The organism is Modestobacter marinus, from assembly GCF_019799945.1.
Lineage (GTDB): Bacteria > Actinomycetota > Actinomycetes > Mycobacteriales > Geodermatophilaceae > Modestobacter > Modestobacter marinus_B.
Genome location: NZ_JABGCH010000007.1, coordinates 133,629 through 149,105 on the forward strand (window position 1 = coordinate 133,629; position 15,477 = coordinate 149,105).

A 15,477-nucleotide genomic window follows, 5' to 3' on the forward strand; every position below is an offset into this window, starting at 1 on the left:
CCGGGCCACCGGCAGGTGACCGCCCGCCACGACGAGGAGGTCCCGGTGCCCGACACCGAGCGCACGACCAGCACGACGACCGCTGCACCCACCGCGCTGGCGCCGACGCTCCGGCCCCGGCCGGCGCGCGCGCCGCGGGAGGAGCTCCGGACCCGGCAGAGCGACGACCCGGTCGTCGACTGCGCCGTGTACGTGGGCGGCCAGCGGCAGGACGTCGATCCCGCCCGTGCCCTGGAGGTGGCCCGTGAGCGCGGCGGCTTCGTCTGGCTGGGGCTGCACGAGCCGACCGAGGACGAGCTCACCGCGATCGCCGCGCACTACGGCCTGCACCCGCTCGCCGTGGAGGACGCCGTCTACGCCCACCAGCGGCCGAAGCTGGAGCGCTACGACGACCAGCTGTTCATGGTGTTCAAGACCGCCCGCTACGTGGAGCACGAGGAGCTGACGCCCACCAGCGAGGTGGTCATGACCGGGGAGATCATGACCTTCCTCGGCCCGGACCACCTGATCACCGTCCGGCACGGCAGTCACGGTGAGCTGGCCGCGCTGCGGCGCGCGCTCGAGCAGCAGCCGGAGCTGCTGTGCCACGGGCCGGCCGCCGTCCTGTACGCGATCGCCGACCACGTCGTCGACGACTTCGTCGAGGTGGCCGAGGCCGTGGAGGACGACGTCGAGGAGCTGGAGGTCTCGGTGTTCAGCCCGTCCCGCTCCGACGACACCGGGCGGATCTACCAGCTCAAGCGCGAGCTGATGCAGCTGCGCCGGGCGGTGGGACCGCTGGAGGTGCCGCTGACGACGCTCGCCGAGCGTCCGCTGGACCTGGTGCCCGAGGCGATGCGCTCCTACTTCCGCGACGTGCAGGACCACGCACTGCGCACCCGCGACCAGGTGACCGGGCTCGACGAGCTGCTGTCGAACATCCTGCAGGCGTCCCTGGCGCGGACGTCGGTGTCGCAGAACGAGGACATGCGGAAGATCTCGGCCTGGGCCGGCGTGATCGCGACCCCGACCCTCATCGCCGGGATCTACGGGATGAACTTCGAGCACATGCCGGAGCTGACCTGGCGCTTCGGGTATCCGCTGTGCCTGCTGCTCATGCTGGCGATCTGCGCCGGGCTGTACTCCGGCTTCAAGCGCAGCGGCTGGATCTAGCGCGGGGGCCGCCGTTGTGCGCTGATGGCTGCCTCATCCCGGCTGAGGCACCTCCGAGCGCACGACGGCGGGCTGTGGACGGCGCCGGCGCGGCTCCCGCCCGATCCGTCACCGTGGTCGGGTGCCCGTTCCGGCTGTCGTGCCCGACCCGCTGCGTCGACGCCCCTTCCGCGGCACCGCGGCGATCTCCCGCGGACTGCTGACCCGCGCGCAGCTGCGCAGCAGCCCGTGGCGGCGGCTCTTCCGCGACGTGTACGCGCACCAGGACCTCGAGCCGACCCACGAGCTGAGGATCCAGGCGGCGGCGCTGCTGTACCCGCACGCCGTGGTGAGCGGCCGCAGCGCCGCCGTCCTCTGGGAGGTGCCGCTGGCCGGTCCGGACGACGACGTCGAGCTCTCCTCGTTCCCCGGCGCCACACCGGTGCGCACCGCGGGGATCCGCATGCGCCGCGCCGACCTGGAGGAACGGCACGTCCTCCGGCATGCGGGCATGTGGGTCGCCAGCCCGGAGGCGACGGCGGTGGAACTGGCGGGCGGACGGGACCTCGACGATGCCGTGGCCGCCGTCGATCAGCTGGTGGTGCTGGGCGGTGCGGACCTGACCGACGTGCGCCGGCTGGCGGACGCCGCCCTCGGCCCCGGGTGCCGTCGGGCGCGCCAGGCCTGCGCACTCGCCGACGGCAAGGCAGAGTCACCGCAGGAGACCCGACTCCGGCTGCTCATCGGGCGCAGCGACCTCCCGACCCCCGTGGCCCAGTACCGCGTGCGGGCCGGTTCGCGGTTCGTGGCGAAGGTGGACTTCGGCTGGCCGGAGCACCGCGTCGCCGTCGAGTACGACGGGCTGTGGCACAACGACCCCAGGCAGTTCGTCCTCGACCGGCAACGGCTCAACCGGCTCACCGCAGCAGGCTGGCGCGTGGTCTTCGTGACCGCGGCCGACCTGCACCGGCGGGACCAGCTCATCGCCCGCATCGCCCGCGCGCTGACCACCGTTGTGCGCTGATGGTCGCCTCGAGCCCGGATGAGGCAGCCACCAGCGCACAACGGCGCGCGCCCTCAGGGGGACTTGGCGGCGACGACGGCGTCGTAGACCACCCGGCGCGGCATCCCGGTCCGCTCCACCACCGCGCGGATCGCGTCCTTGCGGGTGGCCCCGGCGGCCTCCTCCGCGGCCACGTCGGCGGCGAGCTCCGCCGGCCCGAGCGTCACCGGCGCGGGGGTCGCGCCGGCCACCACCAGGGTGACCTCCCCGCGCACGCCGTCGGCGGCCCACGCGGCGAGGTCCGAGAGCGAGCCGCGGCGCACCTCCTCGTGGGTCTTGGTGAGCTCCCGGCAGACGGCGGCGGCCCGGTCGTCGCCGAAGACGGCGGCGAGGTCGGTGAGCGCGTCGGCCAGCCGGTGCGGCGACTCGAAGAACACCATCGTGCGGCGCTCCCCGGCCAGCGGCGCCAGCGCGGTGCGCCGCCCCTTGCGCGGCAGGAAGCCCTCGAAGCAGAAGCGGTCGCAGGGCAGGCCGGACACCGCCAGCGCGGTGACGACGGCGGAGGGCCCGGGCACCGAGGTGACCTCGACGCCGGCCTCGATGGCGGCCCGCACCAGCGTGTACCCCGGGTCGGACACCGAGGGCATGCCGGCGTCGGTGAGCAGCAGGACGGTGGCCCCCTCGGTCAGCGCGGTGACCAGGCCGGGCAGCCGCTGCTTCTCCACCGACTCGTGGAAGGTCACCACCCGCCCGGTGAAGGTGACCCCGAGGTCCTGGGCCAGCCGGTGCAGGCGCCGGGTGTCCTCGACGGCGAGCACGTCGGCCTCGGCCATCGCCGTCCGCAGCCGGGAGCCCACGTCGCCGGGCTGACCGAGCGGAGCGCCGCCGAGCACGAGTCGTCCGAGCACGCGCCGAGCCTGTCACGCCGGTTGCCGTGACCCCGCCTGCAGGGGCCAGGCGCGAGCTCGCGAGTGCCGAGGGGCAGGCGGGTCCGTTCACTACCCTGGCCGTCATGGCGGTGCTGGCCCCGGAGCGGCTCGACGAGGCTCCCGGGGACCCCTGGCCCCGCCGGTTCCCGCCGCTGCCGCGCCGCCGCCGGCAGGTCGTCCCACCGCTGCCGCACGACCGCCTGCTGGCCGCGGTGCTCACCGCGGTGCTGGGCGTGGCCACGTTCGTCACCCGGCTCTGGGACCTCGGCTACCCGGCCGACCGGGTCTTCGACGAGGCCTACTACCCGCCCGAGGCGCACGAGATCCTCGAGCTCGGCTACGAGTACAACCGCGGCTACACGTTCATCGTCCACCCGCCGCTGGGCAAGGTCCTCATCGCGGCCGGGGAGCAGCTGTTCGGCTACAACTCCTTCGGCTGGCGGGTGCCGAGCGCGGTCGCCGGCACCATCGCCGTCGTCATCCTGGTGCGGCTGGCCCGCCGGCTGACCGGATCGACCCTGCTCGGGCTGGTCGCGGGCCTGCTGCTGGCGCTGGACGGCTTCTCGTTCAGCCTGGGCCGCATCGGTCTGCTCGACGTCTTCCTGCAGGTCTTCGTGGTCGGCGCGGTCGCCTGCCTGGCGGTCGACCGGGACGCGGTGCGCCGGCGGATCCGGAACGGCGCTGACCGGGTCACCGCCACCGGCTTCCACCTCGGCCCCCGGGGCTGGCGCCTCGCGGCCGGCGTGCTGTTCGGCTGCGCCGGGGCGGTCAAGTGGAGCGGCGTCTACTTCCTCGCCCTCTGCGCCGTGCTGTCGCTGTGGTGGGACCGGTCGGCGTGGCGGGAGGCCGGGGTGGCCCGGCCGGCCGCGGTGGCGCTGCGGCGGGGACTGCCCGGCGCGACGTGGGCACTGGCCGTGCTCCCGGTGCTCACCTACCTGGCCACCTTCACCGGCTGGTTCCGCGGCGAGAACGCGCAGGGCCGGCACTGGGCCGCGCTGCACCCGGACACCGCCGTCCCGTGGGTGCCCGACGCGCTCCGGTCGCTGTGGCACATGCACGGTGAGTGGCTGCGCTTCCACAACGGCCTGTCCAGCCCGCACCCCTGGGAGTCCGGCCCGTGGTCGTGGCTGGTCACCGGCCGGCCGATCCTGCTGTGGAACCCGCAGGGACTCACCGCCGCCGACGGCGGCCAGGTGGTCCGGTACATCCTGATGGTCGGGACGCCGACGCTCTGGTTCCTCTTCGTCCCCGCGATGCTCTGGCTGCTGTGGCGGATCGTCGCCCGGCACGACCCAGCCGCCCTGGTCGCGGCCACCGGCATCGCGGCCGGCTGGCTGACCTGGTTCGTCAACCTCGACCGGACGATGTTCCTCTTCTACATGGCCCCCGCGGTGCCGTTCTTCGTGCTCGCGGTGACCCTGCTGCTGCAGGACGTCATCGGTCCCCGGGAGGCGAGCGCGTTCCGCCGTCAGGTGGGTTTGGCCGCGGTCTGCCTCTACCTCGCCGTCGTCGCGATGACCTTCGCCTTCTTCTACCCGGTGCTCACCGGGCAGCCGCTCTCGCACACCGAGTGGCTGCAGCGGATGTGGTTCCCGTCCTGGTTCTGACCGGTCAGTACAGCGCGACCGACAGGGGTGCCGAGCGCGGCCGCCGGGAGGCGTGCGACAGCTCGTCGACCGGCGGCAGCGGTGCGGGCGCCAGGTCGATGACCATGCGGGTGGGCGCGAACGCCTCCGCGTAGCCGATCCGGGCCTGCGCTCCCCAGTGCCGGGCCGAGGCGACGACGGCGTCGGGCTCGACCATCGCCGACATCTCCACCTGCGAGGCGTGCGCCCGCAGCGCCGCGAGCTTGCCGGACAGGAAGGCCGTCACGTCGACGAACGTCGTGGGGCTGAACGTCAGCGTCGACGGGCTCTGGTAGTGCAGCACCCGCGAGAGCCGGCGGGCGGCCGACAGCGTCGCCGCGGCGACCGCGCGGTGGTCCTGGTGGCTGTCGTCGGGGGCGTGCACGTACACGACCTCGGCGTCGGTCTCCTCGATCGCGCGCTCCACGATCGCGACCGTGGCGGCGTCCGGGGTGACCGTGCAGTCGCGCAGCCCGCCCCACATCAGCCGGGCACCCAGCGTGCGGGCGGCCTCCTGCTGCTCGGCGCGCCGGCCGACGACCGCGGCGTCGTCCCCGGGCCCGTTCTCGCCGCCGGTCATCACCAGCATCGTCACCGCGTCACCGGCGGCGGAGTGGGCGAGCAGCGTCGCGCCGCAGCCCAGCTCGACGTCGTCGGGGTGCGCCCCCACCGCGAGGACCCTACGCATCGTCGCCACCGTCCCGGACCGGCGCGCCGACCCCCGCCAGCGCCCGCCGGCGGGCCCGGTGGACGGCGAACGCGCCGACCAGCCCGGCGACGGCCACGGCGATCGCCGGCCCCGTCCCGTTGCCCTCCTCGGGCAGCTCGGTCGACGGCGGGCAGGTCGTCACGCCGTTGGTCCAGGCCCAGCCGAAGAACACGAACTTCCCGTCGAGGTACCAGGAGGGACCGCCCATGTACTCGGACTTCGTCAGCGTCACGGAGAAGGCGCCGTGCCTGGTACCCGACACGAAGCTGGTCGGCTGGCCGCCGTTGTACTTCGCGGGCGAGATGGTGTTCCAGGTGCCGACGGGGATCGGCTCGGTGCTCCGCGCGGAGTTGGTGTAGCCGAGGACGGCCGTGTACGTCCCGTCGGGGTTCTGCCGGAGGCAGTCGAGGACGGGCGTGATCGTCCCGTCCCCCGGGGCGGCCGAAGCCGTGCCCGGGACGGCGAGCAGCCCCACGAGGGCGAGGACCGCGACCAGCGCGGCACGGGCCAGGCGGGCGCGTCCACGCCGCTGCCTCGATGACCTTCTCGGGCCGTCCATCACATGCGTCCTCGGCTCCGGGGCGGTGGACCCGCCCGACCTGGACCCATCGGCACGTCGGGCGGGCGGCTCGAGGCCCCGGTCCGGGAGCCCCCCGATCGGGGGACTCGTCGGCTACCGGGCGGGGACCGCGCCCAGCACACCCAGGGCGAGCGCGGCGGCCGCGGGGAAGGAGTCGGTGACCGCCCAGGCGGGCGGCTCGTCGGGGGCGGACGCGTACTCGCCCTGCCGGACGCGGATCGCGCGGGCCCCCACCGCCGCGGCGACGGCGACGTCCTTGCCGGGCCGGTCGCCGATCACCAGCAGCCGGTCGGGGGGCAGGCCGAGCCGTGCCGCGACCGCGAGGAGCCCCGCGGGGTGCGGCTTGCGGGCCGGCCGCCCGCCGACCGCGTCGGAGACGACGACCACCGGGAGCAGCGGCTCCAGGCCGGTCGCCGCCAGCTTCGCCGCCTGGATGCGCGGGTGGCCGTCGGTGAGGCACGCCAGCGGCGCGGCGGCGGCGAGCGCGCGCAGCGCGTCCTCGGCTCCGGGGTAGGGCGTCAGCCGGGCCGGGGTGTGCGCGGTGAACGCCGCCACCAGCGCCGGGACGTACCCGGGCAGGTCCGCGGCCGGCACGCCGACGGCGAGCAGGGCGCGGTCGATCGTGCCGCCGGTGTCCGAGCCGGCGGCGAGCTCCTGGCGCAGGGCGGCGGTGACGGCGGCACCGTCCAGCCCGGCGCGCTGCGCCTCGGCTCCGACCGCGGTGGCGGCGGAGGCCAGGTAGTCGGCCTGCGGGTAGAGCGTGTCGTCGAGGTCGACCACGACCCCCAGCGGCGGCGGTCCGGTCCAGCCGGTCACCACGGCAGCCGGCCGTCGGTGAAGTCGGGCTCCTCGAGGGCCAGCAGCGCGTCGGTCCGCTCGTCGGCCAGGACGGCGGCCACCTGCGCGCCGGTCGTGCCGTCGCCGTACGGGCACGGGACCGTGACGGCCCGCCGCTGTCCCTCCGCGCTGGTGTGCGCGGCGGCCGCGCTCAGCACGGCGGCGGCAGCGCGGTCGTCGGTCAGGCCGGCGAGGGTCGTCGTCCCCGCCTCGACCCCCTCCCAGCGCGGGGTCGAGCCGCGCAGCACCACGACCGGGACGCCGAGGTACGCGGCCTCCTCCTGGATGCCGCCCGAGTCCGTCACCGCCAGGCGGGCCGACGCCAGCGCCGTGAGCAGCTCGTCGTGGTCGACCGGCCCGGTGCGGGTGATGCCCGGGTGGTCGAGCGCCCCGGTGAGACCGGCCGCGGCGAGCCGGGCGGCCGTGCGCGGGTGCACCGGGAAGGTCACCGGCCCGACCTCGTCGGCGAGCGCCCGCACCACGCGGACCAGGCGGCCCAGCCGCACCGGGTCGTCCACGTTCGTGGGCCGGTGGGCGGTGACCAGGACGCCGGCGCGCTCGGCCAGCGGCACGCGCCGGACGCCGCGCGCGACGAGGGTGTCGATGGCCGGGTTGCCGACGACGAACACCCGCTCCGCGGGGACGCCCTCCGCGGCCAGGAAGGCCGCGGCCCGCCGGGTGGGCGCGAGGTGCACCTGGGCGGCCGCCGCGGCGACCCGCCGGTTCACCTCCTCCACGCTGCGCGGGTTGAGGCTGCGCAGCCCCGCCTCGAGGTGCGCGAAGGGCCGGCCCGCGGCGCGCGCGGCGAGCGCGTAGGCCGGCACGGTGTTGGTGTCCCCGAGGGCCAGCACCACGTCTGGCACGAACCGGGCGACCGCCCGGTGCGCATCGGCGTGCAGCGCCCCGGTCCGCTCGGCCGGGTCGGCCGGCAGCCGGAAGCGGTGGTCGGGGGCCAGGCCCAGGGCCGCCTGCAGTCGCGAGCTGAGCGCGGGGTCGGTGTGCTGGCCGGTGTCCACCACGCTCACCCGGTGGCCGGCGCCGCGCAGGGCGGCGACGACGGGGGCGAGCTTGACGACCTCCGGCCGGGTGCCGAAGGGCACGAGCACGTGCCGGTTCCGGCTCACGCGGTCACCACCACCGGCGCGCAAGGGTCGACGACCGGGCTGCCGTCCTCGCTGGCGTACGTCTCGGCGAAGTAGCGGCTCATCGAGACGCCGGGCCGGAACGACAGGTCCGGTAGCGGGGCGTCCGGCTCGCGCACGCCGGCGAGGTACGCGCTGACGAGGTCGGCGCCGGCGGCGAGCGTCAGCGGCAGCCCCCCGGAGAATCGGGGGTTGATCTCGACGACGGTCACCTCGCCGTCGTCGGCGACGAAGCCCTGCACGTTCGCCGGCCCGGTGAGCCCGACCGCGGCCAGCGCACCGGCGACGACGTGCACCACCGCCGGGGACTCGAACGTGCGGCCCTTCACCGAGATCCCGGCCTTGATCTCCTCGCGCCACCGCGGCACGGCGGTCCGCAGCCGGCCGTCGCGGCCGACGAGGGCGTCGGCGGTGAACTCCCGGCCCGGGATGCGGGTCTGGGCGATGAGGTCGGCGTCCTCGCGGAGCGCGGTGGCGACGTCCGCCCGGTGGTCGAGCAGCCGCACGCCGCGGCTGCCCCGGCCGGCCTGGGGCTTGACGATCCACGGGCCGGGGACGGCGGCGACCTCCTCGGCGCACGCCGCGGTCGCCGGGTGCGGCACCCCGGCGGCCACCATCCGCGCGGCGAAGGCCGCCTTGTCGCAGCACAGGTCCGCGGCGGCCGGTGCGGGCAGCCAGGTGGCCACCCCGGCCGCGGCCAGCCGGTCGGCACCGGCGGTCAGCCGCGGCAGCTCCTCCGCGACGGTGCCGACCAGGGCGTCGGCCCCCCACGTGGTGGCGACGCCGACCAGGGCGTCGACGAAGCGCGGGTGGTCCCCGCGGGGCACGGTCACGGCGACGTCCGCCAGGGCTCCCCCGGCGGCTGCGGGGTCGGCGTCGGCGGCGACCACGCGGTGGCCGAGGGCGACCAGGCGCCGGATCACCGCGACGCCCGCCGGTCCGCCGGCCCCGGTCACGAGCACGGCGGCAACGCGGCCGGCCGGGTCTCCCGTCGGCGGGAGACCCGTGGCCGGGCGGGGCTGGGGCAGGGCGGAGGTCATCGGTCGTCCCGGGTCGTCGGAGGGAGGAGGGTCGTGGCGGCGGGCACCCCGACGGCGGGGCGGGCCGCCAGGAAGGGCAGCGTGTCGTCGGCGGGCCAGGTGGCCGCGGGTCCGGGGTGCTGCAGCAGCCATCCGCGGGCCCACAGCCGCAGGGCCGAGACGTCGGGCCCGGTCACCGGCTCCCACTGCCGCGCGGCGATCGCCTCGGCCAGGACGTCGAGGACGAGGGGGTCGTCGTCGTAGGTCGCGACCGCCACGAGGGAGGCGGCGTGCGCCCCCAGTCCGTCGCCGGCCAGCGCCCGGACCCGGTCGGCCCGCTCCGCGGAGGGCAGGTGACCGATCCGGTAGTCGATGCGCCCGGCCTCCCGGCGCGCGGCCAGCCACCGCGCGACCCGCCGGGGCAGCACGTGGCGGTACATGATCCCGGTGAGGTTCCACCGCCGGGAGATGTCCGGCGTCCGGCCCTCCGGCAGCCGGTAGCCCAGTCCCGGGCGGGCCCAGCTGTCCGGCCGCTGGGCGGTGTGCCGGCCGGCGACGTCCTGCTCGGCGCGCTCCGCGGTGGGCAGGGTGATGCACACCATGAGCAGGAAGCCGCCGAGGGTGGCGGCCAGGTTCCACACCGTCCCCACCCAGTCGTGGAACAGGACCAGCGCGGGGGTGCCCCAGAACAGCCCGGCGAGGGTGGAGCCGGCCAGCCGGAGGTTGTTCAGCGCCAGCAGCGCGGCGACGGCGACGACCAGCCCGGCGATCGCGTGGTGGCGCCGGCCCCGCAGGACGGTGACGGTCAGCGCGGTCAGCCCGAGCACGGAGAGGATCGACGAGCAGGACTCGGTGACCTCGGCCAGGATGATCTCGCCGTCCGGACGGAAGACGAGAACGTGCCGCGCCAGGCCGTCCGACACCGACTCCACGCCGACCAGGTTGAGCACGCCGGCCACCCATCGGGCCTCCAGGACCTGCAGGAAGCCGGCGCCGTACCGGAAACCGACCGCGCAGATCAGCCCGGCCAGCACCAGGTCGAGCAGCACCGGCACCAGACGCCGTGCGCTCAGCCGGTTCCGGTGGTCGCGGTGGCGACCCTGTGCCGCCGGGTCCACGGCTGCGCTGGTCATGACGCACGGCCTCTCGTCGTCGCGGCGGACACGGCCAGGGGCGCGGGCGCGTCCACCTTGACCGTGGAGGTCGCCCCCGACCGGGAGGTCTTCACCCAGCTGTAGGGGCGCCCGAGCATGCCGTCCAGGTAGGCCCGGGTGGTGATCCAGATGGAGAGCGCGAACGCCGGGAGGAAGCCGATCAGCCGCCAGGCGGCCCGCCGCTCCACCCGGCCGATGAGCAGCCCCACGGAGAGCTCGGCCAGCGGCCCGATGAACAGCAGCATCGACAGCGGCAGCAGCCCGACGATCGGCAGCTCGCCGATGTCGAACGCGCGCAGCACGGTGAGCAGCAGGCCGATCCCGGCGAGCAGCGGCACGTGGTAGACGAGGAGGAAGAGCGTCGTCTCGATCTTCTCCACGAGGGACAGGTACGGCGACCGCATGAGCGGGCGCCAGTAGTCCCGGAAGCACTTTTGGTGGCCGCGGGCCCACCGGTAGCGCTGCGTCCAGAAGCGCCGGGCGCTGACCACCGCCTCCTCGAAGTCGACGGCGGAGAGGTCGTAGCGGACACGCTGGCCGGCCATCAGGACCCGGAGGGTGAGGTCGGTGTCCTCGGTGACCGTGTGCGGGTTCCACCCGCCCAGGGCGCGCAGCGTCGACATGCGCACCGCGCAGTTCGCCCCGCCGTACGCGGGCAGCTCGAACAGGGCCTGCCGGCCGTACTCGTTGACCAGGTAGCCGGAGAGGAAGTCGACGAAGACCGTGCCGGCCAGCTGGGAGTCCCGGCCGTTGCGGATGACGCAGCGGCCCATCACCGCGCCGACGACCGGATCGCGGAAGTGCCGGACCAGGCGGCGCAACGCAGCCGGCTCCGGCTCGTGGTCGGCGTCGAAGACGACGGCGATGTCGGCGTCGACCAGGCTCAGGGCGTCGTTCAGCGCGCCGGACTTGCCGCCACCGGAGCCGAGTGGGCGGTGCAGCACCCGCAGGCGCGGGTCGCGCGCGGCCCAGGCGTCCAGCCGGGCGCCGGTGCTGTCGTCCGAGCCGTCGTCGACGACGACGAGGGTGAGCCGGTCGGCCGGGTAGTCTAGCGCGAACAGCGCGGTCACCATCCCGTCGACGACGAGCTCCTCGTTCTTGCAGCCGACGAGGACGGCGACCGACGGCGTGTACGTGGTCAGCCCCACCTCGGCGGCGAGCATGTCGCGCTCGGCCCAGCGGGCGGCGGCCACCGCGAAGGCGAGGTGCCGGCAGAAGTAGATGCCGAAGACGACGTTGAGCACACCGGCGACGACGCCGAGCGTGCGGTCGAGGCCGAAGCAGAGCGCGACCAGGGCGAACCCGACGGCGTAGGCCACGAGCACGAGCCGCCGCTGTTCCGGTGGTGCGGCGTGCGTGCTCCGGGGCTGCGCGTCGTCGACCACGGCGGTTCCGCTGACCACCGCATCCCCTTCCGCCGTCGAGAGAACCCGAGGTCCGCCGCCCAGACCTCGTCCGGTCGGGTCATCGGCACCTGCGGCGGGGAACTGAAGCCCAGGTCGTCCCCCGCGCCGGTCCGGAGCGGTCGTGTCTGGCCGGTCCCGGTCCTGTCGCCCGGGCCGACGCAGAACTGACCGGCCCCGGGCCCGGAGGCAGCCCGCCGCGCGTCCCTGAGCAGGGCACCGTCCGGCTCGGGAGGCCCTAGCGTGAGGGCCACGCGACTCGCCCCGGGAGGACGACGATGACCAGCCCAGCCCTGGTGACGACGGCGGTCGACGGGGACGTCTGGCGGATCACGCTCGACTCCGCCGCCACCGGCAACGCCTTGGACCTGCCGATGACCGAGCAGCTGCTGGCGGCACTGGCCGGCCGCCCGGGAGAGGCCCGCGCGCTGCTGCTGCTCGGGACCGGCCCGCGCTTCTGCGTCGGCGGCAACGTGACCGCGCTGGCCGCCTCCGACGAGCTGCCGCAGCTGATCGGGCAGCTGGCGCAGCGCTGGCACGAGGTGGTCCGGACACTGCTCTACACGCCGGTGCCGGTGGTCGCCGGCGTGCACGGGGAGGTGGCGGGCGCGGGGATCGGGCTCCTGGGCGCCTGCGACATCGTCGTCTGCGGCCGGAAGACCAGGCTGCGGCCCGCCTACGGCAGCCTGGGCCTGTCCCCCGACGGCGGCACCTCCTGGGCGTTGACCCGCGCGCTGGGCGCGCCGCGGGCACTGGAGCTGCTGCTCACCGACGGCTCGCTCACCGCCGCCGACGCGCACCAGGCCGGCCTGGTCGCGCGGCTGGTGGACGACGAGCGGCTGACCGACGCGGCGGTGGCCCTGGCCCACGAGGTCGCCGCCGGGCCGATCCGGGCGATGGTGCGCACCCGCGGGCTGGTCCGCCGGGCGGCGATCCGCACCCTGGAGGAGCAGCTGGACGAGGAGGCCCGGCTGATCGAGGAGTCCGCCGCGGACTCGGAGGGCCGGGAGGGCGTGCGCGCCTCAGCCGAGAAGCGCCGACCGGACTTCCGCCTCGCCACGTAGCGCGCGACGGCGCTTCTCAACCGGTACAGTGGAGGTGAGTTCTCAACCGGTACAGAAGCCATCGTCGAGGGGGTGCTCCGCACCATGGGCCGAGCGACCCTGCAGACCATCGCCGACCGGGTGGGGGTGAGCCGCGCGACGGCGTCCAACGCGTTCTCCCGGCCCGACCAGCTCTCCGCCTCGCTGCGGGCGACGATCCTCGCGGCGGCCGAGGAGCTCGGCTACACCGGCCCCGACCCGACCGCGCGGATGCTGGCCCGCGGGACCACCGGCGCGGTCGGCGTCCTCCTCCCCGAGTCGCTGCGGCACGCCTTCACCGACGAGGTGCTGACCGCGTTCCTCGGCGCCGTCGCCGACGCCCTGGCCCCCACCGGACTGGCGCTGACCCTGCTGCCGCCGAGCGGGGCGGGGGACGCCGCACCCGCCCGGGACGTCCCGATGGACGGCGCCCTGGTCTGCTCCTGCGAGCCGGGGTCCCCGCCGGTCGACCGGCTCGTCCGCCGCGGGATCCCGCTGGTGCTGGTCGACCAGCCGGCGGCCGCGGACGCGGCGGTGGTCCACGTCGACGACCGGCAGGGCGCCCGCCGCGCCGCGCAGCACCTGCTCGACCTCGGGCACCGGTCCGTCGGCGTCCTGACGGTCGGGGTGGACGACGGCCCGCGGCTGCTGACCCCGGCGCGGGCGAAGGACGCGGTGACCGGCCACGTGGCCCGGGAGCGCCTGCGCGGCTGGCTCGACGTCCTCCGGCCGGCCGGCGTGCGGATGACCGTGGCGGGCCAGTCCCGCGCCTACGAGGACGCCTCCCCCGCCGCCCGCCTGCTGCTCGACGTCGAGGACCCGCCGACGGCGGTGCTGTGCTTCTCCGACGCGATGGCCGCCGACCTGGTGCGCACCGCCGGGCAGCTCGGGATCCGGATCCCCACCGACCTGTCGGTGGTCGGCTTCGACGACAGCCCCCTGGCCCGCCGGCTGCAGCCGGCGCTCACCACGGTCCGGCAGGACGTCGACGCCAAGGGCCGCGCCGCCGCGGCCGCCCTGCAGAGCGCCATCGAGCAGTCCCGGGCCGGCCGCCCGGGACCGGTCCCGCAGGTCGTGCTGCCGGCCGAGCTGGTGGTCCGGGGGACGACGACCCCACCGGCGCGGTCGGCCTAGTCCCCCTGTTCTCCCGAACCCGTCCCCGCACCACCCCACGAAGGAGCCCCGTGCCCCCCACCACCCCCGACCGGTCCGCCGACTGGTGGCGCCAGGCGGTCGTCTACCAGGTCTACCCGCGCAGCTTCCGCGACCTGGACGGCGACGGCCTCGGCGACATCGCTGGCGTCACCGAGCGACTCCCCTACCTCCAGCGGCTGGGCGTGGACGCCGTCTGGCTGAGCCCCTTCTACCCCTCGGCGCTGGCCGATGGCGGCTACGACGTCGACGACTACCGCGACGTCGACCCCCGCCTGGGCACCCTCGGGCAGTTCGACGAGCTGGTCGCCGAGGCCCACCGCCGCGGCATCAAGGTCATCGTCGACATCGTGCCGAACCACACCTCCGACCGGCACGCGTGGTTCCAGGAGGCGCTGGCCTCCCCGCCCGGCTCACCGGCGCGCGACCGCTACGTCTTCCGGGACGGCTCCGGCCCGGACGGCAGCCGGCCGCCGTCGGACTGGATGTCGCACTTCGGCGGCCCGGCCTGGACCCAGGTGCCCGACGGGCAGTGGTACCTGCACCTGTTCGCCCGGGAGCAGCCCGACCTCAACTGGGCCAACCAGGAGGTGCGGGAGGACTTCCTGCACACGCTGCGCTTCTGGTCCGACCGGGGCGTCGACGGGTTCCGGGTCGACGTCGCGCACGCGCTGGCCAAGGACCTCAGCGAGCCGCTGCGCAACTACGGCGGCACCCACCCCGATGCGCTGACCGAGCTGCCGCTGGACGGCTCGCACCCGCTGTTCGACCGCGACGAGGTGCACGAGATCTTCCGCGAGTGGCGCAAGGTCCTCGACTCCTACGACCCGCCGCGGTCCGCGGTCGCGGAGGCCTGGGTGACCACCAGCCGCCGGGTGCTGTACGCGCGACCGGACGAGCTGGGGCAGGCCTTCAACTTCGAGTTCCTGGTCTCCCCCTGGTCGGCGGCGCAGTTCCGGGTCGAGATCGACGGCGCGCTGTCCGCGGCGGCTGCCGCCGGCGCATCGGCGACCTGGGTGCTGTCCAACCACGACGTCGTGCGGCACCGGTCGCGGTACGCGCTGCCGGCCGGCACCGACCTGAACGCCTGGCTGCTCAGCGGGGGCACCGCCCCCGAGCCGGACGACGAGGCGGGCCTCCGCCGCGCGCGGGCGGCGACCCTGCTGATGCTCGCGCTGCCCGGCTCGGCCTACGTCTACCAGGGCGAGGAGCTGGGCCTGCCGGAGGTCGCGGACCTGGCCCCGGAGGTCCTGCAGGACCCGATCTGGGCCCGCACCGGTCAGGTGGAGAAGGGCCGGGACGGCTGCCGCGTGCCGCTGCCCTGGACCCGGACGGGGGCCTCGTTCGGCTTCGGCGGCGAGCACCCGTGGCTGCCGCAGCCGGCCGGGTTCGGCGAGCTGTCGGCGGAGGCGCAGGACGGCGTCGCGGGGTCCACGCTGGAGCTCTACCGGGCCGCGCTGCGGTTGCGGCGCGAGCTCGGCGGGGACGAGTCGCTGCAGTGGGTCGACGCCGGCCCCCCCGCCCTGACCCACCTGCTGCACCTGCGCCGCTCCACCGGCTGGGAGAGCGTCACCAACCTCGCCGACGCCGACGTGGCGCTGCCGGCGGGCGAGGTCGTGCTCGCCAGCGGGCCGCTGGGCGAGGGCACCCTGCCGCCGGACACCACCGTCTGGCTGCGCCGCACCAGCGACTGAGGCGACGCCGGCGGCCG

Annotated in this window: 14 protein-coding genes; 6 read left to right on the forward strand and 8 right to left on the reverse strand. The window is 75.7% G+C overall.

Annotated features, from left to right (window positions below; all coding sequences use genetic code 11):
- The first annotated feature begins 15 nt into the window (after positions 1-15).
- Together corA and HK417_RS09070 are read left to right on the forward strand one after the other, a co-directional pair.
- The gene (gene corA / locus HK417_RS09065; protein ID WP_308123471.1) at positions 16-1,152 is read left to right on the forward strand and encodes a magnesium/cobalt transporter CorA; all 1,137 of its coding nucleotides are present in this window, start codon (positions 16-18) and stop codon (positions 1,150-1,152) included.
- A 121-nt stretch (positions 1,153-1,273) separates the two neighbouring features.
- Positions 1,274-2,155, forward strand: a complete 882-nt coding sequence (locus HK417_RS09070; protein ID WP_222265550.1) for an endonuclease domain-containing protein — start codon at positions 1,274-1,276, stop codon at positions 2,153-2,155.
- Between the two features lie 53 nt (positions 2,156-2,208).
- Here the strand turns inward: HK417_RS09070 and rsmI are convergent, their stop codons facing one another.
- The gene (gene rsmI / locus HK417_RS09075; protein ID WP_222265552.1) at positions 2,209-3,042 is read right to left on the reverse strand and encodes a 16S rRNA (cytidine(1402)-2'-O)-methyltransferase; all 834 of its coding nucleotides are present in this window, start codon (positions 3,040-3,042) and stop codon (positions 2,209-2,211) included.
- Positions 3,043-3,146: 104 nt separating this feature from the next.
- On the opposite strand from rsmI, the gene HK417_RS09080 reads away from it, so the two are divergent.
- A complete protein-coding gene (locus HK417_RS09080; RefSeq protein ID WP_222265555.1) occupies positions 3,147-4,670 on the forward strand; it encodes a dolichyl-phosphate-mannose--protein mannosyltransferase in 1,524 nt (507 codons plus the stop codon).
- A gap of 4 nt (positions 4,671-4,674) precedes the next feature.
- Here the strand turns inward: HK417_RS09080 and HK417_RS09085 are convergent, their stop codons facing one another.
- The 7 genes from HK417_RS09085 to HK417_RS09115 all read right to left on the reverse strand — a co-directional run bounded on the left by HK417_RS09085 (position 4,675) and on the right by HK417_RS09115 (position 11,532).
- Positions 4,675-5,376 carry a PIG-L deacetylase family protein gene (locus HK417_RS09085; RefSeq protein WP_261326197.1) on the reverse strand — a complete coding sequence of 234 codons (702 nt, stop codon included), beginning with the start codon at positions 5,374-5,376 and terminating at the stop codon, positions 4,675-4,677.
- Complete coding sequence (locus HK417_RS09090) at positions 5,369-5,956, reverse strand: hypothetical protein (protein WP_222265557.1); 588 nt, start codon at positions 5,954-5,956, stop codon at positions 5,369-5,371. The genes HK417_RS09085 and HK417_RS09090 overlap by 8 nt, the downstream gene beginning before the upstream one ends.
- 114 nt (positions 5,957-6,070) lie before the next feature.
- Complete coding sequence (locus tag HK417_RS09095) at positions 6,071-6,793, reverse strand: HAD family hydrolase (protein ID WP_222265559.1); 723 nt, start codon at positions 6,791-6,793, stop codon at positions 6,071-6,073.
- Positions 6,790-7,938, reverse strand: coding sequence for a non-hydrolyzing UDP-N-acetylglucosamine 2-epimerase (wecB, locus tag HK417_RS09100; protein WP_222265561.1), 1,149 nt, complete (start codon positions 7,936-7,938; stop codon positions 6,790-6,792). The genes HK417_RS09095 and wecB overlap by 4 nt, the downstream gene beginning before the upstream one ends.
- Positions 7,935-8,996 (reverse strand): ATP-grasp domain-containing protein, encoded by a 1,062-nt coding sequence (locus tag HK417_RS09105; protein WP_222265563.1) that lies wholly within the window; start codon positions 8,994-8,996, stop codon positions 7,935-7,937. The genes wecB and HK417_RS09105 overlap by 4 nt, the downstream gene beginning before the upstream one ends.
- On the reverse strand, positions 8,993-10,108 hold the full coding sequence (locus tag HK417_RS09110) for an archaeosortase/exosortase family protein (RefSeq protein ID WP_222265565.1): 1,116 nt from the start codon (positions 10,106-10,108) through the stop codon (positions 8,993-8,995). Before HK417_RS09110 ends, HK417_RS09105 begins: the two co-directional genes overlap by 4 nt.
- Positions 10,105-11,532: a glycosyltransferase gene (locus HK417_RS09115; protein WP_222265567.1), complete on the reverse strand. Its 1,428-nt coding sequence runs from the start codon at positions 11,530-11,532 to the stop codon at positions 10,105-10,107. Before HK417_RS09115 ends, HK417_RS09110 begins: the two co-directional genes overlap by 4 nt.
- A gap of 278 nt (positions 11,533-11,810) precedes the next feature.
- Between HK417_RS09115 and HK417_RS09120 the strand changes: the two genes are divergently transcribed.
- From HK417_RS09120 to HK417_RS09130, 3 genes are all read left to right on the forward strand, one after another.
- Positions 11,811-12,596 (forward strand): enoyl-CoA hydratase/isomerase family protein, encoded by a 786-nt coding sequence (locus HK417_RS09120; protein ID WP_222265569.1) that lies wholly within the window; start codon positions 11,811-11,813, stop codon positions 12,594-12,596.
- An 84-nt stretch (positions 12,597-12,680) separates the two neighbouring features.
- Complete coding sequence (locus HK417_RS09125; protein ID WP_222265570.1) at positions 12,681-13,748, forward strand: LacI family DNA-binding transcriptional regulator; 1,068 nt, start codon at positions 12,681-12,683, stop codon at positions 13,746-13,748.
- A 50-nt stretch (positions 13,749-13,798) separates the two neighbouring features.
- Positions 13,799-15,460 (forward strand): glycoside hydrolase family 13 protein, encoded by a 1,662-nt coding sequence (locus HK417_RS09130; RefSeq protein ID WP_222265572.1) that lies wholly within the window; start codon positions 13,799-13,801, stop codon positions 15,458-15,460.
- Positions 15,461-15,477 lie beyond the last annotated feature (17 nt).